26 protein-coding genes and 1 pseudogene are annotated in these 25,987 nt (G+C 62.1%); 11 read left to right on the forward strand and 16 right to left on the reverse strand.

Annotation, left to right across the window (positions count from 1 at the left end; translation table 11 throughout):
• The first annotated feature begins 21 nt into the window (after positions 1-21).
• Positions 22-498: a nitroreductase/quinone reductase family protein gene (locus RhoBH5_RS07505; protein WP_003946395.1), complete on the forward strand. Its 477-nt coding sequence runs from the start codon at positions 22-24 to the stop codon at positions 496-498.
• A gap of 57 nt (positions 499-555) precedes the next feature.
• On the forward strand, positions 556-1,335 hold the full coding sequence (locus tag RhoBH5_RS07510) for a DUF427 domain-containing protein (protein ID WP_270008117.1): 780 nt from the start codon (positions 556-558) through the stop codon (positions 1,333-1,335).
• A 30-nt stretch (positions 1,336-1,365) separates the two neighbouring features.
• Here the strand turns inward: RhoBH5_RS07510 and RhoBH5_RS07515 are convergent, their stop codons facing one another.
• Positions 1,366-2,598, reverse strand: coding sequence for an MFS transporter (locus RhoBH5_RS07515; protein WP_030534893.1), 1,233 nt, complete (start codon positions 2,596-2,598; stop codon positions 1,366-1,368).
• Positions 2,599-2,670: 72 nt separating this feature from the next.
• Here RhoBH5_RS07515 and RhoBH5_RS07520 point away from each other — a divergent pair, with 72 nt between their 5' ends.
• Positions 2,671-3,546 (forward strand): LysR family transcriptional regulator, encoded by an 876-nt coding sequence (locus RhoBH5_RS07520; protein ID WP_073512718.1) that lies wholly within the window; start codon positions 2,671-2,673, stop codon positions 3,544-3,546.
• Here the strand turns inward: RhoBH5_RS07520 and RhoBH5_RS07525 are convergent.
• The 5 genes from RhoBH5_RS07525 to cobF form a co-directional block, all read right to left on the reverse strand.
• Entirely contained in the window at positions 3,539-4,405 is an 867-nt protein-coding gene (locus tag RhoBH5_RS07525; RefSeq protein WP_007727653.1) for an Fpg/Nei family DNA glycosylase, read from the reverse strand. The genes RhoBH5_RS07520 and RhoBH5_RS07525 overlap by 8 nt on opposite strands.
• Positions 4,406-4,445: 40 nt before the next feature.
• Positions 4,446-5,621 (reverse strand): GGDEF domain-containing protein, encoded by a 1,176-nt coding sequence (locus tag RhoBH5_RS07530; RefSeq protein WP_073512717.1) that lies wholly within the window; start codon positions 5,619-5,621, stop codon positions 4,446-4,448.
• 43 nt (positions 5,622-5,664) lie between these two features.
• The gene (locus RhoBH5_RS07535) at positions 5,665-6,435 is read right to left on the reverse strand and encodes a GGDEF domain-containing protein (protein WP_270008118.1); all 771 of its coding nucleotides are present in this window, start codon (positions 6,433-6,435) and stop codon (positions 5,665-5,667) included.
• A 51-nt stretch (positions 6,436-6,486) separates the two neighbouring features.
• Complete coding sequence (locus RhoBH5_RS07540) at positions 6,487-6,831, reverse strand: hypothetical protein (RefSeq protein ID WP_270008119.1); 345 nt, start codon at positions 6,829-6,831, stop codon at positions 6,487-6,489.
• Between the two features lie 76 nt (positions 6,832-6,907).
• Positions 6,908-7,648, reverse strand: coding sequence for a precorrin-6A synthase (deacetylating) (gene cobF / locus RhoBH5_RS07545; RefSeq protein ID WP_003946376.1), 741 nt, complete (start codon positions 7,646-7,648; stop codon positions 6,908-6,910).
• A gap of 86 nt (positions 7,649-7,734) precedes the next feature.
• On the opposite strand from cobF, the gene RhoBH5_RS07550 reads away from it, so the two are divergent.
• The 5 genes and pseudogenes from RhoBH5_RS07550 (at position 7,735) to RhoBH5_RS07570 (ending at position 11,879) form a co-directional block, all read left to right on the forward strand.
• Positions 7,735-8,535, forward strand: a complete 801-nt coding sequence (locus RhoBH5_RS07550; RefSeq protein WP_064443891.1) for a thymidylate synthase — start codon at positions 7,735-7,737, stop codon at positions 8,533-8,535.
• Between the two features lie 2 nt (positions 8,536-8,537).
• Complete coding sequence (locus RhoBH5_RS07555; protein WP_047272583.1) at positions 8,538-9,029, forward strand: dihydrofolate reductase; 492 nt, start codon at positions 8,538-8,540, stop codon at positions 9,027-9,029.
• An 84-nt stretch (positions 9,030-9,113) separates the two neighbouring features.
• Complete coding sequence (locus RhoBH5_RS07560) at positions 9,114-9,446, forward strand: cupin domain-containing protein (RefSeq protein WP_003946336.1); 333 nt, start codon at positions 9,114-9,116, stop codon at positions 9,444-9,446.
• Positions 9,447-9,465: 19 nt separating this feature from the next.
• Entirely contained in the window at positions 9,466-10,161 is a 696-nt protein-coding gene (locus RhoBH5_RS07565; RefSeq protein ID WP_042921344.1) for a hypothetical protein, read from the forward strand.
• Positions 10,162-10,188: 27 nt separating this feature from the next.
• Positions 10,189-11,879, forward strand: a pseudogene (locus RhoBH5_RS07570) (GAF domain-containing protein).
• A gap of 3 nt (positions 11,880-11,882) precedes the next feature.
• Here the strand turns inward: RhoBH5_RS07570 and RhoBH5_RS07575 are convergent.
• The 7 genes from RhoBH5_RS07575 to cycA form a co-directional block, all read right to left on the reverse strand.
• Positions 11,883-12,521, reverse strand: a complete 639-nt coding sequence (locus RhoBH5_RS07575; protein ID WP_003946380.1) for a response regulator — start codon at positions 12,519-12,521, stop codon at positions 11,883-11,885.
• Between the two features lie 76 nt (positions 12,522-12,597).
• A complete protein-coding gene (locus tag RhoBH5_RS07580; RefSeq protein ID WP_003946389.1) occupies positions 12,598-13,491 on the reverse strand; it encodes a universal stress protein in 894 nt (297 codons plus the stop codon).
• A 358-nt stretch (positions 13,492-13,849) separates the two neighbouring features.
• Positions 13,850-14,890, reverse strand: coding sequence for an LLM class F420-dependent oxidoreductase (locus tag RhoBH5_RS07585; protein ID WP_007727670.1), 1,041 nt, complete (start codon positions 14,888-14,890; stop codon positions 13,850-13,852).
• 176 nt (positions 14,891-15,066) lie between these two features.
• Positions 15,067-15,960, reverse strand: coding sequence for a universal stress protein (locus RhoBH5_RS07590; protein ID WP_007727672.1), 894 nt, complete (start codon positions 15,958-15,960; stop codon positions 15,067-15,069).
• A 141-nt stretch (positions 15,961-16,101) separates the two neighbouring features.
• Positions 16,102-17,607, reverse strand: a complete 1,506-nt coding sequence (locus tag RhoBH5_RS07595) for a glutamate-cysteine ligase family protein (protein WP_050654664.1) — start codon at positions 17,605-17,607, stop codon at positions 16,102-16,104.
• A gap of 125 nt (positions 17,608-17,732) precedes the next feature.
• Entirely contained in the window at positions 17,733-18,503 is a 771-nt protein-coding gene (locus tag RhoBH5_RS07600) for a M23 family metallopeptidase (RefSeq protein WP_221741763.1), read from the reverse strand.
• 122 nt (positions 18,504-18,625) lie between these two features.
• On the reverse strand, positions 18,626-20,089 hold the full coding sequence (cycA, locus tag RhoBH5_RS07605; protein ID WP_003946351.1) for a D-serine/D-alanine/glycine transporter: 1,464 nt from the start codon (positions 20,087-20,089) through the stop codon (positions 18,626-18,628).
• A gap of 142 nt (positions 20,090-20,231) precedes the next feature.
• On the opposite strand from cycA, the gene RhoBH5_RS07610 reads away from it, so the two are divergent.
• Positions 20,232-20,948: an HAD family hydrolase gene (locus tag RhoBH5_RS07610; RefSeq protein ID WP_007727677.1), complete on the forward strand. Its 717-nt coding sequence runs from the start codon at positions 20,232-20,234 to the stop codon at positions 20,946-20,948.
• 7 nt (positions 20,949-20,955) lie between these two features.
• On the opposite strand, the gene xylB is transcribed toward RhoBH5_RS07610, so the two are convergent.
• From xylB to RhoBH5_RS07625, 3 genes are all read right to left on the reverse strand, one after another.
• Positions 20,956-22,353, reverse strand: a complete 1,398-nt coding sequence (gene xylB / locus RhoBH5_RS07615; RefSeq protein ID WP_073512714.1) for a xylulokinase — start codon at positions 22,351-22,353, stop codon at positions 20,956-20,958.
• A gap of 24 nt (positions 22,354-22,377) precedes the next feature.
• Positions 22,378-22,695: a WhiB family transcriptional regulator gene (locus tag RhoBH5_RS07620; RefSeq protein ID WP_003946343.1), complete on the reverse strand. Its 318-nt coding sequence runs from the start codon at positions 22,693-22,695 to the stop codon at positions 22,378-22,380.
• A gap of 69 nt (positions 22,696-22,764) precedes the next feature.
• Complete coding sequence (locus RhoBH5_RS07625) at positions 22,765-22,995, reverse strand: DUF3263 domain-containing protein (protein ID WP_030534904.1); 231 nt, start codon at positions 22,993-22,995, stop codon at positions 22,765-22,767.
• A gap of 194 nt (positions 22,996-23,189) precedes the next feature.
• Between RhoBH5_RS07625 and RhoBH5_RS07630 the strand changes: the two genes are divergently transcribed.
• Positions 23,190-24,377, forward strand: coding sequence for an ROK family transcriptional regulator (locus tag RhoBH5_RS07630; RefSeq protein WP_003946405.1), 1,188 nt, complete (start codon positions 23,190-23,192; stop codon positions 24,375-24,377).
• A gap of 267 nt (positions 24,378-24,644) precedes the next feature.
• On the forward strand, positions 24,645-25,946 hold the full coding sequence (locus RhoBH5_RS07635; protein WP_270008120.1) for an MFS transporter: 1,302 nt from the start codon (positions 24,645-24,647) through the stop codon (positions 25,944-25,946).
• The last annotated feature ends 41 nt before the right edge of the window (positions 25,947-25,987 follow it).

Consider the following 25,987-nt stretch of genomic DNA (forward strand, 5'->3'; position numbering starts at 1 on the left):
GCCGAGAATGCGAGGGGTCCGATGCGCAATATCTACCGGTCATTGATGCGCAATGTCGGCCATACACAATGGTTCTCGGATCTCGGCAAGGATCTGGTTCCGCTCGATCGAGCAGTGCAGAGAGTGTCGGGAGGCAAGCTCTCACTGGTCGGAGAGAACACCGTGACTCAGCTACTGCTCACCACGACGGGCCGTAAGACCGGCCGTTCTCGCACCACGCCACTCCTGTACGCACCCGACGGTGATGCGTTTGTCGTCGTCGGTTCCAACTGGGGGCAGGATACGCATCCAGCATGGACACTCAATTTGATGGCAAACCCCACCGCAATCGTGACAGTGAAGGGCGTCGAAATACCGGTCGGTGCGAGTCTGGCGGAGGGCGCCACGCGTAAGAAGCTGTGGGAGCTCGCGACCACCACGTGGCCGCCGTACGAAACCTACGCCGATCGAGCATTCGGGCGCCAGATCCGCGTATTTCGACTCCAACCTGTCAAATAACTGCTGCCGGGCGCAGGATGGGAAGGACCACCCTGCCGATCTCAGGAGCATTCGCGAATGTCCACAGCACTGACTCACGCAGAAGACACACAGATCACAGCTTCCAACGGGCGGATCGCACTGGAGCCGAACCCCCGCCGAATTCGAGCCTTCTTCGCTGGTCACGCCGTCGCAGACACCACTCGTTCGGTATACCTTTTCGAACGCGGCCGCCTGCCGATGTACTACATCCCCCTCGCGGACGTTCGTACCGAATTCCTCGTCCCGACGTCGACGACCACCCATTGCCCATGGAAAGGTGACGCCACCTACTGGACGATCGAGATCGGGGATCGCCGGGCCGAGGACGCCGTCTGGACCTACCCTGAACAGTTCGACGGTTCCCTGGATCTGAGTGAGTACGTCGCATTCTATTGGGATCGCATGGACGCCTGGTACGAGGAGGATCAACAGGTCTTTGTCCACGCCCGCGATCCATACGTACGTATCGACGCACTCCCCTCGTCCCGCCACGTCCAGGTCTTTGTCGGCGACGTACTGGTCGCCGAGACGAGACGACCCAGACTGCTCTTCGAAACCGGACTGCCCACGCGGTACTACATTCCGAGAATCGACGTTCGCAGCGAGTACTTTGCGCCGTCCCCGACCACCACGGCCTGCCCCTACAAGGGCACTGCGTCGTATCTGTCGTTCACCGGCACAACCGAACTCGCTCCGATCGAGGATCTGGCGTGGTTCTATCCGTTCACTACCGCCGAAGCGTCCGGGATCGACGACCACGTGTCGTACTATCCCGAACGCGTCGGCAAGATCCTGGTGGACGGTGCCGAAATCTGAAAGGTGCTGGAGCCGAGAAGGTGTGGGTGCCTACCCCACTGCAACAGGGGATTGCGGGATTCGCAGTTCAGCCGTCTCCAGTCGGCGATCATGCACCCACACCATCGCCGTTGCAACGGAGAAGACCAACCCGGCGATGCATACTCCGTTCCAGCCGTACGACTTCCACACCACTGACCCCACCGCCGAGCCCACGGCAGCACCGACGAAGTAGGTGGTCATGTACACGGAATTCACACGCGAACGCGCTTCGGGGACAAGGGCGTAGATCACGTTCTGGTTGCTGACGTGCACTCCCTGCAGCGCGAGGTCGGCAAGGACGATGGCAACGAGAAACCACACCACGTGGGTGGCACCGGCGACAAAGGGAAGCCACGACACCAAGAGAATCGCGATGGCGCCGCCGGTCGCCAGCTGACCCAATCCCCGATCGGCCAGTCTGCCCGCCACCGTCGCCATCAAAGCTCCCGCCACACCGAGTAGTCCGACCAAGCCGATTTGAGTGTCGCTGTAGCCGAATTCGCCGGACAGAAGAAAGGCCATCGTCGTGAAGACGGTGCTGACAGCAGCAAAAGCCAGTCCGCCCATGGCCGATCGGGTTCTCAGGCGCGGCAAGGTCGCAGCCAACTTCCCTACCGAAGCGAGCGTTGCGCGGTAGCTTGCCTTCGGGCGATCTGCGGAATCGGAAGGCAGAGATCGCCACAATGCCACGGCCATCACCACCATCAGCACCGCCGCAACCTTGTATACCGTCGACCAACCTCCCAATCCGGAGAGGACGCCGGCAACGCTGCGCGCCAGCAGGATTCCGATCAGCAGTCCACTCATGATCGTGCCGACCACCTGACCGGACCTCTCAGGTTCGGCCAGCGAGGCGGCAAACGGAATCAGCACCTGGGCGGCGACCGAAAAGACGCCAGCGACAGCGATTCCCACTGCCAGCGTGGCAAAGTTGGGCGCAAATCCGCTGACCGCTTGACCGGTCGCCGCCAGCAGCATGAGCCCTACCGTCAGCTTGCGTCGGTCCACCATGTCGCCCACCGGAACCAGAAGTATCAATCCGAGTGCATACGCGACCTGCGCGATGGTCACCGTCGCGGCCGCTGCGGAGGCCGACACATTCAGGTGATCTGCGATGGAATCGAGGAGTGGCTGGTTGAAATAGTTACCGCCCGCGCACAGGCCCGTCGCTGCAGCCATCAGCAGCACTATCGGTAGTCCGAGCCTCGGACGCGCGTCGCTTGAAATCATGTCGTCAAGCATGACCGCCTACACCGACGCGCGTCCAATAGATAGATATGCATGATCTATCTCCAGAAACGATAGATTGGTGCAATGGAACTACGTCACATCCGCTACGCCCTGGCAGTCGCGGAAGACAGACACTTCAGCCGAGCAGCGTCGCGGTTGCACGTTTCCCAGTCCGCCTTGAGTGCCCAGATCAGAGACCTCGAAAAGGAACTGGGAGTCGAATTGTTCAACCGGAACAGCCGAAACGTCGGCCTGACTGCTGCAGGCGAGGTTTTTGTCGCCCGCTCCCGCGAGGTACTCGGCGCCGTGTCGAGACTCGTCAGTGATGTCTCCGCACGGAGCAACGAGCAAGTGCGGTTGACGGTCGGCACCATCACCTCGGCGGGGCGCGTCGACGTCGGACGCGCGCTGGCAGATCTGACACGGCGCCACCCTGCAATCAACATCACCGCGCGACCGTACGGCAGTGAAGTAGTTATCGAAGGAGTCCGGTCCGGTGCAATCGACGTCGGCATTGTCGGATTGGCCGCAGGTCGCCTACCCAAGAGCTTTGCCGCCGCGCCGCTGTGGAGTGAACCCACCGCAGCGTTCGTTGCTCCTGACCATCCCTTTGCCCAGGCTTCGTCGATCAGGCTCGAAGACCTACGCGATCACACTCTCGTGGACTTCGCCTCCGGCAGCGAGGCCCGTGTCCAAACCGACCAAGCCTTCGCCGAATCACAGGTCCCTCGGGGAAAAACACTTGAAGCCAACTCGGTAGACCTGATCTGTTCACTGACCGCCAACGGCCTGGGCGTAGGTTTGCTCCCCCGGTCCATGAGCGCCCTGCACCCCGAATTGGTCTGTATTCCGATCACCGATGCGCCGCATCGGATCGTCCACGCAATCACCGAACCCACCCATTCGTCGGCGCTCGCCCGCGAGTTCGTCGAACTACTCGCAGCGCAGTTCGCTACTTGAGCAGTTTCGACATTCGCCTGTCCGCCAACGGCTTACCGCCGGTCTGGCACGTCGCGCAGTATTGAAAAGAGCGCTCCGCGAACGACACTTCGCGTACGACGTCACCGCACACCGGGCACGGAAGTCCGGTACGAGCATGCACTCGCATCCCCGAGCGTTTCTCACCTTTGAGCCGGGCCGCGTCCTGACCTTCCGAACGCTCGATCGCGTCGGCCAGCGTGGATCGCATCACGGCATACAGCGTCGAAATCTGATCCGGCGTCAGCCGCGACGAGGTCGCGAAAGGCGAGAGTTTCGCGGTGTGGAGGATCTCGTCCGAGTAGGCGTTCCCGATACCGGCGATCAACGACTGCTCGACTATCGAGTTCTTGATCCGCGCCGACGTTCCGCCCAGAATCTGTGCGAACTCGGCTTCGGTCACGGCCATCGCGTCCGGCCCCAACCGGGCGATGCCCGGAACCTCCTGCGGATCGTTCACGACCCAGACGGCGAGGCGTTTCTTGGTGCCGGCTTCGGTGAGATCGAATGCCGGCGTCAACCCTTCGGGTGTGAAGAAATGAACGCGCAGCGCCAACGGCCCCTTCCCCGGCTTCGGCGGCGTCGCCGATGGATTGTCCAGCCAGCGCATCCAGCCGGCACGGGAGAGATGCGTGACCAACCACAACCCGTCGCAATCCAGAGCCAGATGCTTCCCGAAGCGGGCGGCGCCCGTGACGTCACGCCCCTGCAGAGCAGTGATCGGCGGATCGAAGGTCTTGAGCACACTCAATGCAGCGATGTCGACGCGTCCCACCACTGCGCCGACCGCGTGCTGACGAAGGAACCCTGCCAGCGCTTCCACCTCGGGTAGTTCAGGCATGGCAACAGACTAACGCCGACCACGGACACTCACAGCGCGCTCAGTCCGTTTCCGTCTGCAGCACCACCGAATGCCCACCGCGTGCCTTCGCGGAGTACATCGCCCGATCCGCTCGCCGCAGCAGAGTCGGGTAGGCGACCAGCGCATCATCCGCTGATTCGAAAGGCCCTGCGATCTTCGCGATTCCGACGCTCATCGCCACCTCGGGATGATCGGGCGAGGTGATCGTCGAACGGAGTAGCTCATGTTCGAGTCGATGGAACGAGCGTTGATCGACCGAATCGACGATGACGAACTCGTCGCCGCCTATCCGTGCGATCAAGGCCGCCGGGCCGGCGCATTCGACCAGTCTCGATCCGACTTTTTCGATCACAGCGTCACCGACGGTATGTCCGTACTCGTCGTTGATGGCCTTGAATCGATTGATGTCGACGGCGGCGACTACCAAGAGCGCCGAGTGCGTGTACGACCGCTCCAGCAACAGTCGCACTTCGTCGGCCAGTCCCCTCCTGTTGAGCAGTCCCGTCAGTGGGTCCAATTGCGAGTTCAACGCGTCGGTGCCGAGGATGGAGAAAATGAACTGACAGGCAAAGGGAATCACGTAGATTGCCGCGCCGACCAGTACTACCAACGCGACCAGAACCGGAGTATCCACATCGTTTTCGACCACGGCCGTACGTGTCACGATGCCGATGACCACGACGAATACCCACAACATGTGAAGGCTCTGTATTCGAGCATTGTGGAAGAACGCGATGTATCCGCCGATCACCGAGAACATCACGGCGTGTGCCAGTGCTGCAAGTGGATTGGAGTACAGCAGCATTGCGGCCGCTATTCCCACTTCCGAGTAGAGCACAAAGGCGTAAGACCAGGAACGGGAGAGATTGCGCCTCGTCGAGAGGGCGACGGCCATCATCACGGTTATGACCATGATGACTGCGTTCGCGGTGCGCGCGTGCGAAGTGGTCGGTCCCTGTGGACTGAAGCGAGTGAGGAACATGATCACGGTGACCAGCACCAACGAGCAGACGACGAGAAACCGCGAGGCGACGGTCAACCCTTTGTCCGCGAGATAGCGATTGAAGGTGTCGAATTGGTCCGGACGCCGATACCAATCGACAAGTTGAGAAGAGATCAGCCGGAACGCGGGACCCGAGAGCGGTCGTCGAGACGCCACGGCGTCCGAACGCTCAACACTCTCGGCAGATTCCATAGGGTCAGGGTAATCCAGTCAACTCCCCGCAATCAGACAATTTTCACTGTTTGCCGTCCCACATCACAACCTGATCGCCGCCGGCGGCCTTCGCGCGGTACATCGAGGCATCGGCTACTCGAAACAATTCCGTCAACTCCTCGTCGGAAATAATCGACGACCATTCGGCAGAGGTGATCGCGACTCCGACGCTGGTGGTCACTACCGGATCACGATCGTCGATTCGCAAGTGCCTTCGCAGATTGTCTTCGAACGCAGGCGCTGCGCCGACGTCTATCGTGTCTACCAACACGAACTCGTCCCCACCGAATCTGGCGAAGAGCGCCTTCTCGCCGCCGCACCACCGCAGTCGATCAGCAATCTGGCGAAGTACGAGATCGCCTTCTTCGTGCCCCTGTGAGTCGTTGACGCTCTTGAACGAATCGACATCGACAATCGCGACGACATACGACGACTTGCTCGACGCATGCCCCGTCGCCCCCATTTCGACAACAGCTCGCTGCAGCCCGCGCCGATTCAGAAGCCCTGTCAACGGATCCACATCCGAACTGTCCGCGTCGGAGCCGAGAAGTGAGAGGACGAACTGGCAGGCGAACGGGATGACCACGATCCCGGTGGCGATGATCAGGCACAGTGCTGTGGCCAACGCAAGATCCGCGTAGACCGCAACCTTTCGGCCGACCACTGCCAGAACCACGATGGACAGCGCGATGTGAACCGCCTGGAGTCTCGCGTTGTGAAAGTACGCGATGTAACCACCGATCAGTACGAAGAGCACACACTGGATCAACCCGATGAAAGGGTCGTTGTTCAAGAACACACCGACGAATACGCCGACCTCGCAGTAGGCGACAAAGAAGTACGATCACCGACGCGTGATTTCGGGCAGAAGGCAGAAGAGCACGATCACCGCAATCGTGACGGCGATGATAACGGCGTTGACGACGCTGGTGACGTGGTTGTGCACGCCAGCGTCGCTGAAGCGCAGCAGAGTCATCGCAATGATGACCGTCGTCAGCGAGCCGATGACCAGCAATCGGACAGCTAGCTCCAGGCCCTTCGTGGCGAGGTATCGATTGAAACTGTCGAATTGATCAGGACGCCGATACCACTGAACCAGAAGGTCGAAAGCCGACTTCACAGCTGATTTTTCACGGCCACGCGGCGCGGGCAGAATCGACTGCAGTCGGTCCTGCCCGAACGATGTCATGCGCAGATCATAGGTGCGCAGACCGCCGTTCGGGATCAAGAGTGCAGGATCGAGGCGGCAAATCCAGGGTCGGTTGTCAGCGCCGAACGAGGTACGTATCCATGATCCAACCGTGCTTCTCACGCAACTCCGCCCGGCGAGCGACGATCCGATCTTCGACGTCACGCAGTTTGCCGGAAATCAACTCCTCGTCCGGGGTCCCGAGGTACGCGCCCCACCAGATCTCGGCGTCGTTTTCGCTTACCTGAGTGAAGGTGCAATGCGCGTCGAGCATCACGACGGCATTGTCCACGCCGTCGGGCAATCCCTCGGCCAGTTTGCGGCCGGTCGTGATGTGGATGGGTTCGCCGATTCGGTTGAGGACGATTCGGTGTTGTGCAGCCAGCGACTGCACGCTGGTGATTCCCGGGATGACGGAGTAGTCGAACGAAACTCTCCCGCGAGCGAGCACGCGCTCGACGATCCGCAGAGTGCTGTCGTAGAGGGAGGGATCACCCCAGACGAGAATCGCGCCGACGCCAGGTTCGGCCGCAAATTCCGCTTCGAATTTCGCGGCCCGACGCTCGTGCCAGTCCTCGACAACCCCCTCGTAATCGGTGGGGGTTCGGTCCCGCGGCGGGTCCGTGATCTCGACCACCTTGTAGTCGAGGTGAACGTGCTCGTCGAGAATGCCGGTGCGCAAGTCGACCAGGGCCTGCTTCTCGTCACCCTTTCCGATGATGAAGAAGGTATCGGCCCTGTTCATAGCCTTGATCGCCTGAACCGTCACCTGGTCGGGATCACCAGCACCGATACCGATCACCAAGAGTTCGCGCATGTGCCGAGGCTATATTGCCGTGCGCCTTTATTAACCGCCGGAGGTTAATAAAGGCGCACGGCAAGGCAGGCCCTAGACTGATTCCCGTGACTGTCTCCACTGCTTACGAAGACCTCCTCCGGCTCGTCATGGAGACGGGTACCGCCAAATCCGATCGAACCGGAACCGGCACCCGCAGCATCTTCGGTCACCAGATGCGTTTCGATCTTGCCGACGGCTTTCCGCTCGTCACCACCAAGAAGGTCCACCTCAAGTCGATAGTCAACGAACTCCTGTGGTTCCTGCGCGGCGACTCCAACGTGGCGTGGCTGCACGAGCACGGCGTCTCCATCTGGGACGAGTGGGCCGACGAGAACGGTGAACTCGGCCCCGTCTACGGCGTCCAGTGGCGTAGCTGGCCCACCCCTTCGGGCGAGCACATCGACCAGATCGCGCAGACCGTCGAGGCTCTGCGCTCCAACCCCGATTCGCGGCGGATCATCGTTTCGGCGTGGAACGTCGCCGACATTCCGCAGATGGCCCTGGCGCCGTGCCACGCTTTCTTCCAGTTCTACGTCGCCGACGGCAAGCTCTCCTGCCAGCTGTACCAGCGCAGCGCCGACATGTTCCTCGGCGTTCCGTTCAACATCGCCAGCTACGCGCTGCTCACCCACATGATGGCCCAGCAGGCCGGACTCGACGTCGGCGAGTTCGTCTGGACCGGCGGCGACTGCCACATCTACGACAATCACGTCGACCAGGTGACCGAGCAGCTCGGCCGCGAACCGCTGCCGTTGCCGACCCTGAAGCTGAACAAGCGCGACTCCATCTTCGACTACACCTTCGAGGACGTGGAGATCGTCGACTACCAGCACCACCCCGCGATCAAAGCACCGGTAGCGGTCTGACGATGACCGATCGCACAGTCACCCTCATCTGGGCGCAGGCCCACGGCGGCGTCATCGGCGCCGACAACTCGATCCCGTGGCGCGTGTCCGAGGACATGGCTTACTTCAAACGCGTCACCATGGGCCATCCGGTAATCATGGGGCGGCGCACCTGGGACTCCATTCCATCGAAGTTCCGTCCGTTCAGCGGGCGTCGGAACATCGTCGTCACACGCGATCCGCAATGGCACGCCGAAGGCGCCGAGGTAGTCCACAGGCTGGACGACGCCCTGGCGTTGCCGGACGGTGACGTCTTCGTCGTCGGTGGCGGGCAAATTTATTCGGCTGCACTGCCATTCGCAACGCATCTACTGGTGACCGAGATCGACCTCGACATCGCCGGCGATGCTTTTGCTCCCGAGATCGGCCCCGAATGGAACCTGAAATCCGACGAGCCCTGGCAGACCTCGGAGAAGAGCGGCCTGCGCTTCCGCTGGTTGGAGTACACGCGCTGACCGACTTCCGCCGATAACGAGGCACCTCGCGAGTGAGTCGGTCATACTCCAAGAAGGACATTCACCGCTTCCGAGAGGTCTTCGATGGACAAGAAGTCACTGACCGCTCTCGCTCGCCAACAGTTGAAACTGGCGGGCTCGGCGACCAGCGGTCGCAGTTCACAAACCGTCTACGGCGGCCACCAGCGCAGCCTGCGACAAACGGTGATCGCGCTGAGCGCCGGCAAGAGCCTCGCCGAACACGACAGTCCGGGCGAAGCCACGTTGTTGGTACTGAGCGGGAAGCTGAATCTTGTATGTGGGAGCGACCAGTGGAAAGGATCCACGGGTGATTTCCTGACCGTCCCGGCCGACCGGCACAGCGTCGAAGCGCTCGAAGACGTTGCATTTCTACTGACCGTCGCCATGAAGGGCTGAAATCGGTAGCGTCTTCCGCGTGAGCGAAACCGTGATCGAAGTGTCCGTCGTCGCAGCCCCGTCCGTACTCTGGCCCGCGCTGCGCGACCCGTCGCTGATTCGACGTTGGTTCGGCTGGGAGTACGACGGACTCGACGACGAAATCACCCAGATCTACTCCACCGCTGAGGCCGACCCCGAAGCGTTGACGCTGAAACTCGGAAACGGTGACCGTTTCTCACTTCGCGAACAGGACGGCAAGACGGTCGTCCGCATCGATCGGCCGGCCAAATCTGCCGACGACGACTGGTACGACGACATCACCGAGGGCTGGACGACATTCCTCCAGCTGCTCAGATTCGCAGTGGAGCACCACGGACTGGCCGAGCGTAAAACCATTTATCTCGACGGCCTTCTGCTCCCCGGTGAGAACGTGGCAAGCGTCCTCGGGCTCACCGAAATCGAATTGGAAGCGGGAAGTCGGTACGCGGTGACAATCGCTCCCGGCGACTATTTCGAAGGCGTCGTCGACTACGTCACCGACCACCAATTCGGGCTGACAGTCGAGGATCTCGGCCCTGGCCTGCTGTCTGTCGCCACCCAGTCGGTGACGGCGCAGCGGCCCGACGGAGGCATGTCCATCCTGCTGACCACCTACGACCTGAGCGATGACGAGTTCGACGAGATCAAGCATCACTGGTCGTCGTGGTGGGAAGGTCGCCGCCAGGAGAGCTGACGTTCGGTGAGGCGATATGCTTCGACCATGGTCGAAGCTTCGGGTCACAGTCCGGCACGTACGTTCGGCGAGTTGCTCGACCGCCTGGGCGATTCCAATGCCGACATACCGACACTCCACCGCCTGCTCGAGGCGGTCCTGGTGGTCGGCTCCGGCCTGGACCTCGACCTGACGCTTCAACGGATCATCACCTCTGCGACAACGGTTCTGGATTGCCGCTACGGCGCCCTGGGGGTCGCGGCGCCGGGGGGCGGGCTCTCGGAATTCGTGTACGAGGGAATCTCCGGGTCCCAACGCGCGACCATGGGACATTTCCCCGAAGGTCATGGCGTGCTGGGTGTTCTGATGAATCACCCGCAGACTTTGCGTGTGGCCCATCTCGGCGACCATCCCGAATCGGTGGGATTCCCCGCAAATCATCCACCGATGGAGAGCTTCCTCGGAGCGCCGATCATGATGCGGGAAAGGTGTTCGGAAGCATCTACCTGACCGAGAAACGGGGACAAGCCGAGTTCACCCAGGAAGACGAGGTCATTCTCGAAGCCCTCGCCATCGCAGCCGGTATCGCTGTGGAAAACGCCCGACTGTTCGAGCAGTCACGAACTCGTGAAAGATGGCTCACTGCAACATCTGCCATCCGCTCGCGGTTGCTGGCCGGTGACTCGCTCGAGGACGGCCTGCAACTTCTTGCCAGTCGCGTTCGGGACCTGACCGGCGTCGACGACGTGATCGTGGTGATCTGCGAGAACGGCTACGCACAGGTTCACGCCGCGGCCAGCGCCCGGACCACGTCACGTGGAGTCAGAATCCCGGCGACCACTTATCCGTTCGACGTGGTGCGGAGCACTCGAAAGCTACAGGTACTCACCACTTTAGGCGCACTCACCGAACTGGTGCCGTCGGCTGGGAGTGCGGTCGTGGCACCGATGTGCGTCGCCTCGGGTGTAGTCGGCGCGGTCATCGTGGCGTCGAATTCCACCAACACACACTGGGATCACGACGAACTGACCCGGATCGAGTCGATGGCCGAACTCGGCTCCGTTGCAATCGAGTTCGACGAGAAACAAAAGGCGCAACGCCTGTTGTCCGTTCTCGCCGACCGCGACCGCATCGCACGAGACCTGCACGACAACGTCATCCAGCGACTGTTCGCGAGCGGAATGAGCCTGCAGAGCACGCTTCCGGACGAGACCCTCCCGGAGTCGGCGCGCGCGATTGTCAAACGATCTCTCGAACAGCTCGACAAGACAGTCCGCGAGATCCGGACAACCATCTTCGATCTGCAGACTCCGACAGCCACCGATTCGTCGAGCCTGCGCCGGCGCCTCCTCGATGTCATCGGCGACGCCACCGCACAGTCCGCGGTGACCCCGAGCGTCCAATTCTCCGGCGCCATCGACACTCTGGTGAATCCCGGGATCCACCAGCACGCCGAAGCCGTGCTGCGTGAGGGGTTGAGCAACGTCCTTCGGCATGCACACGCACGCCACATCACCATCGCTGTCACCGCGGACCTCGAATTTGCGATCACGATCGAGGACGACGGCGTCGGACTCCCCTCCGACTTCCACAAGAGTGGACTGCACAATCTGGAGCGCCGCGCCGAACATTGCGGCGGTACGTGCACGATCGTCAATCACGATCCGAGCGGTGCACGCCTGCTCTGGCGAGTACCGCTCGGTCGCACCAACTCGAATCGACCGAAATCCGGTCGTTAGATCCTAGCGACTGCCGCTACGGATTTCGGTCGCCAACACCGCAGCCTGAGTACGACGCTGCATGCCCAGCTTCGAGAGCAGACGCGTCACGTAGTTCTTGACCGTCTTCTCTGCGAGGAACAATCGCGCGCCGATCTCCCGGTTGGTGAGCCCTTCTCCGATGAGGTCGAAGACTGCTCGCTCCTGATCGGAAAGTTCGGCCAACGGATCAGCTGTACGGTCGCTGCGGATCCGCTGCATCAGCGCCTCGGTTGCACGACTGTCGAGCAGTGAACCGCCGCGCCCGACTGTGCGGACTGCAGCGACCAGATCGGTTCCGAGAATCTGCTTGAGGACGAATCCCGAGGCGCCCGCCATGATCGCGTCGAGCAACGCCTCGTCGTCGGCGTACGACGTGAGCATCAGGCAGCGGAGGTCGGGAAGCATCGAGCGGAGTTCTCGGCACAGTTCGACGCCGTTGCCGTCAGGCAGGCGTACGTCCAGAACAGCGACGTCGGCGTTGCTCTGCGGTACCGCGGCCAGCGCTTCCCCCACGGACGCCGCCTCGCCCACCACCACGAAGTCCTCGACCCCACCGAGTAGGTCGAACAATCCGCGTCTGACGATCTCGTGATCGTCGACCAGGAATATCCGCGTTGTCATCGAACCCCTCCAAAAGACATCTCACGTCGAACGGTACCGGAGACGGTGGACTCAGAACTCATGGAATGCATTCTCTTCACTTGTTGACGTGCCGGACGATGAGAACCGGGCAATCCGCGGTGTGCAGGAGCGCCCGACTGGTCGATCCGAGGAGCATTCCTGCGAATCCGCCGCGCCCGCGACTGCCGACGACTATCAACTGCGCCGTCTCCGCATATTCGCTCAGGACTCGGACCGGACGGTCACGCGCGACGACTCTTTCGACGACGACGTCCGGGTAACGCTCGGTGAATCCGGCCAATTGCTCCGCGAGGACAACTTCCTCACCCGTCTGGATGCTGCTCCACAGTGGGTCGTCGGGGGTGGCGCCCAACGAGGGCTGCACACTCACGTCGCTCCACACGTTGACGGCGATCAAGGTGGCGCCCCGCGCGGAGGCCTGCTCGAAAGCGTGCTCGACTGCCTCGATGCTGCTTTCGGATCCATCGACACCGACGACGACGGGGCCCTCGGTCGGCGGTCGACCGTCGAGCGTCCGTCCTCGGACAACTGCAACCGGAGATTCGCCGTGCGAGACAACCGAGACCGTCGCAGAACCGACGACCAATCCGGTGAATTCGCCGTGCCCGCGAGGGCCGAGCGCAATGATGTACGCGCCCTTGGACAATTCGATCAGGCGATCGGAGACGCTGCCGTCGAGTAGTTCGGTGACGATCTCGAGGTCGTCGTCGATGCTTTGCCGCGCGAGAATCTGTGCGCTGTCCAGACGAGCGGTGGCAGTGCGCCGCAGTTCGTCCTTGAAGCTCTCGGCGAGGTAAGGCTCGGAGTAGTAGAAGGCTGGGATGTGCACCACCGTCGCGATGTGGAGCGGTCGACCGAGCGCCACCGCGGTCCTCGCCGCCCAGACGACAGCCGACGACGCCGATTCCGAACCGTCTACCGCTACGACGACGGGTTTGGTTGCACTCATGTTCGTCCCTCCACAATCGACCACAGAATCTCTTCGCCCTCACACTATTGCCCAATGACGGCAAAAAGGATTCATCAGCCGACGCGAGTCCCGAATCGGACATTGGGTGTTCGGGTGGACTGCGGCAACGGCCCCGCCAACATCCCTTTCGGGCGTCAACGAGGCCACCGGTGCCGGATTCGCACGCAAACCCTGGCTACTCGATCCACGTTAGGTGAAGAACCCGACCGGTCAGAAGTGAAAAAAGTCCTGTCAACAAGCGCCCAAAATCGGGTTTCGTACGCAGGAGATCCCGAACCACCTGCTCTGCTGTGCGCCTTTGTTAACCGCCGGCGGTTAATAAAGGCGCACAGCAGGGTCAGTCACAAATCTTGCGGAACTTCTCGATCAGCTGCACTCGGCCGTTGCGGTCGGCCGCCAACGGCGTGACGTTGAGCGTCGTGACACCGGCTTCGGCGAAGGCTGCGACGCGTTCCTTGACGTAGCTCTCGGGACCGATCAACGACACTGCGCGAACCAGTTCGTCCGGCACTGCTGCGGCGGCTTCGTCCTTCTTGCCCGCGAGGTAGAGATCCTGGATCTTCTCGGCGGCCTCTTCGTAGCCGTAGCGCACCGCGAGATCGTTGTAGAAGTTCTTGCCCTTGGCGCCCATGCCACCGATGTAGAGCGCAAGGCTCGGGCGTACCCAGTCGAGCATGTGGTCGACGTCGTCACCGATGGCCAGTGCCGGCGACGCGTACACCTGAAGCTCACCGAGGCTCGGATCGCGCTTGGCCTTGCCCTTGGCGATCGGCTCACCCCACACGCTTGCTGCCTTCTCCGGATGGAAGAAAATAGGTTCCCAGCCTTCGGCGATTTCCGCCGTCAGCTCGACGTTCTTGGGTCCGAGCGAAGCGATCAGGATCGGGATGCGCTCACGCACAGGATGATTGATCAGCTTGAGCGGCTTTCCGAGTCCGGTGCCCTTCTCGGCGGGGAGGGGAACCTGGTAGTACTTGCCCTGGTACTCGACCTTCTCGCGGCGCCATACCTGACGGCAGATCTCGACGACCTCACGTGTGCGTCCCAGCGGAGCGTCGTACTTGACGCCGTGGAACCCCTCGATCACCTGCGGTCCGGAAGCGCCCAGTCCCATCACGAAGCGACCGTTGGAGACGAAGTCCAGGCCCGCCGCCGTCATGGCGGTCAACGAAGGGGTACGGGTGTAGATCTGAAAGATTCCCGAAGCGAGTTCGATGGTCGACGTCTTGGCCGCCAGGTAACCGAGCTGGCTGACGGCGTCGAAGGAATACGCCTCCGGGACGAAGGCGATGTCGAGGCCCGCCTTCTCCAGGTCACCGACCTCTTCGACGGTTTCGGCGAACCCGCCGCTGTAGTTCAAACCCATACCGATACGCACGTTGTAACCCCAATCCTGACGATTGCTGCCGTGTGCGACGCGCACACGAGCAGTGGTACTCCCATCGAACACTTACTCACATCGAACACTACGGAACCTGAGTCCGCATTCATGTGACTACCCCGTTCATATTCGATGACCGAAATGAACGGGGTAGTGGGAGAGCCTGTCGAAGGTCAGGATTCTTCGGGGCGAACCACCATGACGGGGCACTTGGCCGAAGCGATCAGGGTGTTGCTGGTCGAGCCGAGCAACATGCCGCGGAATCCACCGCGACCACGGCTTCCGACTACGACGAGCTGCGCTTTTGCCGACCAGTCCAACAGCCGTCCGCGTGGGTTGTCGAGGTATACCTCGCGCCGGACCTTCACGTCCGGGTATTGCTCGGACCATCCGGCCAAGCTCTCGCTGAGTACCGCGTGCTCTTCCTCTTCGAGAGACTGCGGGGCAAGCGCAGCGGCCCTCGGGTCTTCGAATGCCGCACTGCCGAGGTCACTCCACACGTGCAACGCCACCAACTCGACTCCGCGGAACGACGCTTCCTCGAAAGCCGCACCGACGGCCTGGGCGCTCAACGCGCTGCCGTCGACGCCGACCACTACGGGTCCTTCCGAGGGCACCGCACCATCGCGGTCCCGAACGACGATGACCGGACACTTGCCGTGACTGGCCACACCGACCGCGGTATTGCCGAGGACTGCTGTCGCCGCCTTGCCTGAGGCCGACGCTCCGACGACTACCCGCCTGGCTTGTGCCGAACTCTCGATCAGCCACTGAGTTGCGCTGCCGATGGCGATTTCGGTGTGAACTTCGAGTTTCGGATCGATCTCACGGGCGAACTGTTCCGCCTCCGCCAAGATCGCTTTTCCGGCCTCTTCGACCCATTCGTACACCCCACCCGCGTCGACGTACGGTCCGCCGAAACCGTAAGGCGCGAAGTCGAGAGCGTGGATGATGTCGAGTCGCAATTCGCGCTGGGCGGCGATTTTCGCGGCCTCGCGGAGCGCTGTGGACGCAGTGTCCGAACCCTCGACTCCGACAACAACACTGTTATGTTCGCGTGAACTCATGTGCCCACCTTCCTGAAGAAGTAACCGAGCCACTTTCACTCTAACCATCCCACTTGTCCGGCTTTTTTGGGGTCGCCCCCTCTTCATTTCGGGGACTTAGGTCCCCGAAACTGTTGACGGATAGGAGAATTAGCAGAGCAATCAGGACCAGGTGTGAACAGGATCTCCCGTCCGCATGTTCTCCACGTAACCGCGGAGCATTCCGGTGAGCGCAGTCGAGCGGTCCGCGCCCGAGGCCTCCGCGTGCGCCACTTGCTCGCGTTGCCAGGCGGCACCGGTCTGCCGATTCATGCACCGCCCTTCGATCACGCCGAGGTACCGATCGCGGGCCGCGGCGGACAATCCGAAGTCGGCCAAACCCTCGTCCGCCAACGGCAGCAGCCTTCGCAGGACCAACTCGTCGGCACCGACCCAACCGATCTCCGGCCAGTACAGGGTGGCGTCGAGTCCGTACTTGGCGCCGATGTGCAGGTTCTCTTCTGCCGCATGGAACGACATGTGCGACCACAGTGGCCGCTCCGCGTTCACCAATGCGCGAACGGTTCCGTAGTAGAAGGCCGCATTGGCCATGATGTCGACGACGGTCGGCCCGGCCGGCAGCACCCGATTCTCGATACGCAAGTGCGGCTTGCCATCCGAGCAGTCGTAGACGGGCCGATTCCAGCGATAGACCGTGCCGTTGTGCATCTGAAGCTCGCTCAACTCCGGAACCCCGCCCGCCGCGAGCACTTCCAGCGGATCGGTGTCCGAGACATCAGGGAGCAGCGCCGGGAAGTACCGTGAATTCTCCTCGAACAGGTCGAGAACCGAATGGATCCACCGCTCACCGAACCACACTCGCGGTCGCACACCTTGGTTCTTGAGCTCGAAAGTTCGGGTGTCCGTTGCCTGTTCGAAGATCGGAATGCGTGATTCGTGCCAAAGCGCCTTCCCTGCCAGGAAAGGAGAATTGGCCGCAAGCGCCACCTGTACTCCGGCCAGACACTGCGCGGCATTCCAGTGCGCTGCGAATTCTTCCGGCGCGACGCGCAGGTGCAACTGCATGGACGTACATGCCGCCTCCGGCACCACCGAATTGGTGTCGGCCCGAAGGATTTCCACGTCGCCGCCGGGTAGCGCGACACCTTCGACGTCGAGTTCGATGTCCTCTCCTCGCGCGGCAAAAATTTGCTCGTTGAGCAATTCGTAGCGCGGGTTGGCGGTGATCCACTCACGATCGAGATGCTCGAGCTGCAGTGTCGGCAGCATCCCGATCATCACCATCTCGGCGTCGTGCGCGTGGATTCGCGCGTCTGCGACGTCGAGAGACGCCCGCAGTTTCTTCTCCAATTCGAAAGTCGCATCACCGGTGAGTGGGCCGGGCTCGACGTTCATCTCGACGTTGAACTGTCCGAGCTCGGTTTGGAAAACCGCAGAGTCGTCGATGGATTCGAGCACTTCACGGTTGGACATCGCGGGCGTCATGTCGCCGGTCACGAGGTTGAACTCGATCTCCATGCCCAACAGCGGAGCGGGCTTGTCGACGGCGTCTCGGAAGTCACCACCGTCGAGCATCTGCTTCATGGCGTCGACGCACGAGCGCACCTTCTTACGAAAGAGCCTACGGTCGGCTCTGGTGAATTCTCGCGCCGTGACCTCTGCACCCATTGCGCATTCCCCCTTCGACGATCAACGTCACTGAAGGCTATCCGTCCGGTGTCACCGACAAACGAGAACTGCGGTGGCACCGGGAAGAATTTCCCGACGCCACCGCAGTTCTCCGAAAGTTTCTTCTACGAGTTGTCGACCCAGGTGACAGCTACGCCGCGAGCCTGCAGCCACGCTGCGGGATCGACCTTTGCGCCGTTCTCGGCAACCTCGAAGTGCAGGTGCGGGCCGGTGGACTGGCCACGGTTACCCACGGTGGCGATCTGCTGGCCGGCGTTGACGCGCTGGCCGACGTTGACCTGGTAGTCGTTGACGTGGCCGTACGTGGTGACCGTGCCGTCGTCGTGCTGGACGCGGACCCAGAGGCCGAAACCTGACGCCGGGCCGGCGTCGATGACCTGGCCGTCGGCTGCAGCCAGAATCGGCGTACCGATCGGAGCCGCGATGTCGAGGCCGCCGTGGTGTGCTCCCCAGCGCGAACCGAAGGTGGAGGTCAGCGTTCCGGACACCGGCTGCACGGTACGAGCTGAGGTGCCGGGGTTGATCCCAGCGAGGAACTGCTGTGCCTGCGTGTTGAGGTCGGCAGCAAAATCGGGAAGCTCGGGGATGTCGAGAGCCGGAAGTGCCGCCAATTCAGCCGGAACGACAACGCCCTCGGGGAGCAGACCCTGCGGGATTTCGATGCCGGCGATGGTCTGTGTTGTCGGCGCCGCAGCAGCGGTTCCTGCACCCATCTGGCCTGCACCGACGAGGAGTGCACCGGTAGCCGCAGCTACGACACCTGCCTTGACACCGGCACCAGGGCCAGCCGACGGGGTGCGGTGGCGGCCGCTTGCTGCCTCGGGATCGATCTCGAAGACAACATCGTCATTGCCCGTGCGGTGGTGGTTTCCCACAGTGTGTACTCCGTCAGTCGTCGGCGTGCAGCGTCCTTCTGATGAAGCCCGCTCCTCTGTCTGCCGAAGAATGTAACAGTTTGATCAAGGCGGCCGCCACCGTTACCCGATCTTGACCAAAACTATTTGTCGCCGTTCTGTCGGCTGGCGTCCAGTTCTGACTTGAATGCGTCGTATCGTGCCCGGTGAGCGGGTCGACGCCGGATGATCGCCCACGCGATGCCCAGAACCACGAACCAGATCGGCGTGACGAGAAGTGCCTGCAGGGTGTCGTCCTTGGTTGTCAGTGCCCAGAGGATGAAGACGAAGAACGCGAGCACGACCCAGCACATCACGATGCCGCCGGGCATCTTGAACTTCGACGCCTCGTGCAGGTGCGGACGACGCTTCCGGTACACCATGTAGCTCGCCAGGATGATCGTCCACACGAACATGAACAGCAGCGCCGAAATGGTCGTGACGACGGTGAAGGCCTCGATCACGGAATCGCCCGAGAACAGCAGGATCAACGACGCCAGCAGGAAGATGCACGAGAACATCAGGGCGTTCGCGGGGACCTTGCGTGAGTTCAGCTTGCCGAGGGCCCTCGGTGCGTCGCCCTCCTGCGCAAGGCCGAACACCATGCGCGAGGTGGAGTAGATACCCGAGTTGGCCGAAGATGCCGCGGAGGTCAGCACGACGAAGTTGATGACAGATGCAGCGATGCCGAGGCCGGCGAGTGTGAACATGGCGACGAACGGACTCTTGTCTGCGCTGATTTCACGCCACGGAGTCACCGCGATGATCACGGTCAGTGCAACGACGTAGAACAGCAGGACACGAATGGGGATGGAGTTGATGGCCTTCGGCAGGTTCTTCTCCGGGTCCTTCGCCTCGGCTGCCGTCGTACCGACGAGCTCGATACCCACGAAGGCGAACACGGCGATCTGGAAGCCGGCGACGAAGCCCATGAATCCGGTCGGGAACATCCCGCCGTCGTTCCAGAGGTTGTCGATACCGGAGGTGGCACCGTTCGGCGCCGTGAACCCGGAGACGACCATGACGATGCCGACGACGATCAGGCTGACGATGGCGATGATCTTGATCAGCGCGAACCAGAACTCGGTTTCACCGAAGGCGCGAACGGTCGGGAGATTGAGGAGCAACAGCGCCGCGATCGTCAGCAAAGCAGGAATCCACGCCGCGAGCCCTGGCCACCAGTACTTGAAGTACCCGGAAATCGCGATGACGTCCGCGATGCCGGTGACGATCCAGCAGAACCAGTAGGTCCAGCCGGTGAAGAATCCCGCCCAGGGGCCCAGCAGATCCGCGGCGAAGTCGGAGAACGACTTGTACGCCATGTTCGAGAGCAGCAGCTCCCCCATCGCCCGCATGACGAAGAAGAGCATGAATCCGATGATCATGTACACGAAGATCACGGAGGGCCCGGCGAGCGAGATCGTCTTGCCCGATCCCATGAACAGTCCGGTGCCGATGGCACCACCGATGGCGATCAGCTGGATATGCCGGTTGGACAGCTGACGTGAGAGGTGGGGGTCTTCGCCGGACGGCTTCGTCAGGTCTGGTGTATTCGCGTGGTCGGACACGGAGGATCCCCCTCGTCATACGGTTCATCCGGGGCATCGAAATCGTGCCCGTCGGGGGAACCTCGGAAAATGTGCTCTCTCAAAGTACGCGTGCACTGGCTCACATCACGCATCGGAAAGCGGACGCCGATAACCTGTCGAGGTGAACACTGACAGCACGGCCCATCAAGACGGACATATCGCCGCGACGCTGTTCGATTTCTCCGGAACCCTCTTCCGTTTGGAGGAGAGCGACGATTGGACCGAGCACCTCGTCGATCACCAAGGCGATCCGCTCGACGTGCACGCTCAAGCCGAGCTGATGCGTCGGATGACCGCGCCGGTGGGCAGAACCGTGGAGATGGACGAAGCGGGGATCTACGCGTGGGAGAACCGCGACCGGGATCCGAAGTTGCATCGTCAGGCTTACCTCGACGTGTTGAGTAAGTCCGGGGTGCCCGATCCGGTTCGGGCCGAAGCTTTCTACGCCCTGCTGGTCGATCCGGATCAGTGGTCGCCGTACCCGGATACCGGCGAGGTCCTGAAGTCACTGTCGGAGAAGGGCATACGCACTGCCGTCTTGAGCAACATCGCCTTCGACATCCGTCCGGCGTTCGCCGACCGCGGCTGGGACGTCTGGGTCGACGAGTTCGTTCTCTCGTTCGAGGTGGGTGCAGTCAAGCCCGAACCGGCGATCTTCGAGTACGCCCTCGCACAACTCGATGTGGATGCGGCGCAGACTCTGATGGTCGGTGACAGCGACATCGCCGACGGCGCTGCCCGTGACGTCGGTTGCCAGTTCGCACTCGTCGATCCCCTGCCGACGACCGAACGCCCGCACGCGCTACTCGACGCAGTGCGGAAGTTCGGGCTTCTGTAGGGAGCGCTCAGACACCTTCGGTGAGTTCGCGCAACGACGCGTAGCGCTCGCGCACGTGGGGAGCTGGTTCGGCGTCGAATCGTCGCTCTTCCGGTTTCGGCCACACCGGCGGCTGCGTGTCCCCGGACAGTGCCCATGCTGCTTGCCTGCATGCCCCTTCGGCGACGTACTCACCCGGAGCAGGGATCACGACCGGCACTCCGAGAATTGCCGGCGCGATCTCACAGAGAGCGCGCGACTTCGCTCCGCCTCCCACGAGGAGAACTCGCTTCACCTCGACGCCTTGACGAACCAGGTCGTCGACGCCGTCGGCCAAGCCGCACAGGAGCCCTTCGATTGCGGCTCGTGCAAAGTGCGCAGGCGTCGAGTTCTGCAGCCGGAATCCGTGCATGGCCCCCGTGGCGTCAGGGCGGTTGGGCGTCCGTTCACCCTCGAAGTACGGAATCATGACCAGCCCGTCGTTTCCGAGGGGCGCCGTCGACGCCAACCGCGACAGTTCGGCGTGATCGACACCGAGAATGGACGCCGTCGCATCAAGAATGCGCGCGCCGTTGAGAGTGCACACCAGCGGCAAGTGCAGGCCGGTTGCGTCCGCGAATCCTGCCACGTTCCCGCCGGGATCATGCGTGGGGGTGGCCGATACAGCCGAGACGACGCCGGATGTTCCGATCGAGATGATCACGTCACCGGGAACTGCCCCCAAACCCAGTGCGGCTGCGGCATTGTCACCGGTGCCAGGCCCGACAATACCTCCGGAACGTGTACTTCCGATCTTTTCGTTCGGCGATGCAACTCGGGGAACATGCGGGGTTCGACCGCGAAATGCCAACGCCAGCAAATCTTTACGATATTCGCGCGTCGAGGCAGCATAATAGCCGGTTCCACTGGCGTCGCCCGCGTCGGTAACAAGCTCCTCGATCGAGCCGGACCCACCCAACTTCCAGGACAACCAGTCATGCGGAAGACACACCGCGGCAGTGCGATCGGCATTGCCGGGTTCGTGATCTGCCAGCCATCGAAGCTTGCTTGCCGTGACCGCGGCGACCGGAACTACACCAACTGCGTCGGCCCACGCCTTGGGTCCGCCGAACTCTTCGACCAGATCGGTCGCAGCCTTCGCCGAGCGAGTGTCGTTCCACAGCAACGCCGGTCTGACGACCTCGCCGCCACTGTCCAGACACACCATGCCGTGCTGTTGAGCTCCGACCGATACGGCTGCGACGTCGCCGAGCCCACCCGCTGCGGCGATTGCACTGTCCATCGCCTCGAGCCAGCATGCCGGATCTATCTCGGTACCGACGGGATGCGCCGCCCGCCCTTCTCGTACCAGCTCTCCCGAATCGGCATCACGGACAATGACTTTGCACGACTGGGTAGACGAATCGATACCGGCTACGAGGGCCACACTGGCGTCCTTTCCGAAGGACCGTCAGCTCGCGTTGGCGACCGCGGGCATCCGGTTGCTGCGCTTACGCAGCGATCGCACATATTCTGCGCGCTCGGTCTCCGTCATTCCACCCCAGATGCCGTACGGCTCGTGGACGGAGAGTGCGTGTTCGCGGCACTGCTGGAGTACAGGGCACGTCGCGCAGACCTTCTTGGCGTTGCGTTCACGGTTCTCGCGGGCGTGTCCACGCTCGCCGTCCGGATGGAAGTACACCGCGGAATCGTGCCCGCGGCACGCTCCCTGCAGCTGCCAGTCCCACACTTCGGCGGTCGGGTACGGCATCGGAAGGTGCTTGTGCATGATGGCGACCTCAATTCCTTACTCGGGTGACACGGATTCGGGTGACTCTGGGCTGACGCCGGGTCGGACTTATCGACGCCTGACCGATTGGCCGAGTCGATGTGCACAGACCGTTGCGAGTTCGCCGGTGACCGGCGGAGTCAGCGCTACGACGCCGTCGTCGAGAATTGCCTGCAGCCTGCGGAAATACTCGTCCGGGGCGAGGCCGAAGGTTACAAAGATCTCTTCGTCAGGTCCACCGTCGAACTGCTGCCACTTACGTGCGAACTCGACGATCTCTTGTGTATCGGTGCGGCTCATCAGGTTCTCCCCTGTTTGTGCGCCCTGCTTCACAGAAACTGCGACTCGTCTCCTCGGACGCCCGTGGCAGTGAGTCAAGACACAGACTATGCCTACTTCTGCTTTTTCACAAGACCTACTTACGTCTTTTTGTGGACAAAGTATGCGAACTTTCGCACGCTGAAGTTACCGACGAGGAATGCTTGAATAGGACAATGACCCGACCGTCCACGACTCCGGCTACCGCGGGAGAGGTATTCACGCTGATACGCAGCGGTTCCGCGACCACGCGCAGCGAGATCGGGAAGCTCACCGGCCTGTCCAGGACGGCGGTATCGGCCAGGGTTGCAGCACTTCAATCGCTTGGTTTGATCGCCGATGACGACGAGGGCCCGTCGACGGGCGGCCGGCCGCCGTCCACTCTCACCTTCGCGAACTCGTCCGGCGTGGTTCTCGTCGTGGCCATCGGTCGATCGCGGGCACAACTTGCCGTCACCGACCTGGCGGGCACGATCCTCGCGGCAGAAGACATCGACAAGTCGGTCGGGGTCGGCCCCGACGAACTGATGCCCGAAATTGCCGAGCATCTTTCGTCACTACTGGCCCAGGTCCACCGCGCGTCTACCGAGGTCATCGGAATCGGACTGAGCATTCCCGGAACGGTCGACGTCGCCGCGGGAGCAAGCCTCGACTCTCCGATGATGGCGGGATGGGACGGAGTCGCGCTTGCCCCCTATCTGGCATCGGTGACCACGGCTCCGCTGTTCGCGGACAACGATGCCAACGTGATGGCTCTGGCCGAATTGAGCGAGCGACGCGAGAGTGCGCCCAACCTCCTGATGATCAAGGCGTCAACCGGCCTCGGCGCAGGAATCGTCATGGGCGGAGTCCTCCAACGCGGTTCACTCGGAGCGTCCGGCGAGATCGGGCATACCAAAACCGCTGCAGCGCGGGGCATGAAGTGTCGCTGCGGCGACGTCGGCTGCGTCGAAACTGTCGCCAGCGGTTGGGCTCTCGTGCATGCCCTCCGAGATCAGGGCCGAAGCGTCGGTCACGTGCGTGATGTCGTCCGCCTCGCCCTGGACGGCGACAGCGAAGCCCGCCGGCTCATCAGAAGCAGCGGCCGACTGATCGGCGACGTCATTTCCGGCGCGGTCAATCTCCTCAATCCCGAGGTCCTGATCATCGGCGGCGACATGGCCGAGGCGGACGAACTCTTCCTCGCCGGGCTTCGGGAGTCCGTCTACGGCAACGCAACGGCGCTTGCCACCCGAAAGCTTCAGATCGCTTCGGTCAGCCACGGCGCACAATCCGGCATCCTCGGTTGTGCGGTTCTCGTCCTCGACCATCTGCTCAGCGCCAGGGAAATCGATCTGCGGATCGCGGCGTCACTCCACACGTGAGTCGCTGACTTCTCGCACGCTCCGCATCAAACAATCAGACTTTTCCGGCATCGCTTGTGTTGACGCTCACACTTCTGCATAATTCATTACCTACCGATCATTCGGTTGTCGATATCGACGATGAGATCGCGCAGGAACGCTCCGAGTCAGCCAAAAGCATGCACCGAGCACACCGGCAACGTCGCAGATCGAACAGCGTTTCTCCCCTGTTCCGACTTCGCAGTTTCACCGTGTCGGTGAACCACGTGACTGGCAGAAAGTAGCTCGATGACCACAACCAGAACTGGCACCAAGCCCGCCGCGAAGGAATACGACCGCGCCGCGATGGCGTCGATGGTCGGCACCACCGTCGAGTGGTACGACTTCTTCATCTACGCCCAAGCTGCAGCCCTGATCTTTGCCGACCTGTTCTTCAAGCCGATGGGCTCGGCAGGCCAGATCGTCTCCTACGTCACGGTCGGCATCAGCTTTGTCTTCCGTCCTCTCGGTGCCATCGTGGCCGGCTATCTCGGCGACAGGCTCGGCCGCAAACGTGTCCTGGTCGCGACGTTGGCGATGATGGGTGCCGCGACGGTTCTCATCGGCGTGCTGCCGACGTATGCATCGATCGGAATCTGGGCACCGATCCTGTTGATCCTGCTTCGCGTCGTCCAAGGATTCTCGACGGGCGGCGAATGGGGCGGGGCCGCTCTTCTTGCCGTCGAACACGCACCCACCAAGCGTCGAGGATTCTTCGGAGCGTTCGTACAGATGGGAGTACCGCTCGGAATGTTGCTCGCCACCGGCGTTTTGGCACTGTGCACGTTCACCCTCACGGACGAACAGTTCACCACCTGGGGATGGCGAGTGCCGTTCCTGCTCAGCGTCGTGTTGATCGGCGTCGGCTTCTACATTCGAAGCAAGGTCAGCGAGTCACCCGTATTCGCCGAACTCAAGGAACGCCGCACCGAGAGCAACACGCCTATCCGAACTCTGTTCAAGAAACACCCGAAGCAGGTCGTACTCGCGGCGCTGTCCTTCATCGGCACAAACGGCAACGGCTACATGGTGATCGGCGGATTCATCGTCGCGTACGCAACCAAGACCTATGGCCTGGGTAAGACCGAACTACTGATTGCCACGCTCGCAAGTGCCGTCACGTGGGGCGTTTTCACCATGATCGGCGCCTACTGGTCGGATCGACGCGGCCGCACCACGGTGATGAACGTGGGCAACCTCGCGATGGTCCTCTTCGCGGTGCCGTTCTTCCTCCTCATCGACACCGGGAATCTCGGCTGGATCTACGTGGCGATGATCCTGTTCTCGGTCGGACTCGGGCTGTCGTACGGACCTCAACCCGCGTTGTTCGCCGAAATGTTCCCGGCTTCGATCCGTTACAGCGGTGCGTCGATCTCCTACGCGGTAGGCACCATCTTCGGCGGCGCCTTTGCTCCCACCGTCGCACAGTGGCTCCTCGGCAAGACCGGTGGCACCCTTGCCATCTCGATATACCTCGCCCTGCTGGCCGCGGTCTCGTTCGTCGCCACGATGCTCATCAAGGATCGATCAGGACGAGACCTGATGGTGTAATCGACCTGAATGTGGACGCCCAACGGCGTCGCGATGCCGGA

Origin of the sequence: Rhodococcus sp. BH5 (genome assembly GCF_027583855.1) — a bacterium.
In the GTDB taxonomy this organism is placed as follows: Bacteria; Actinomycetota; Actinomycetes; order Mycobacteriales; family Mycobacteriaceae; genus Rhodococcus_F; species Rhodococcus_F qingshengii.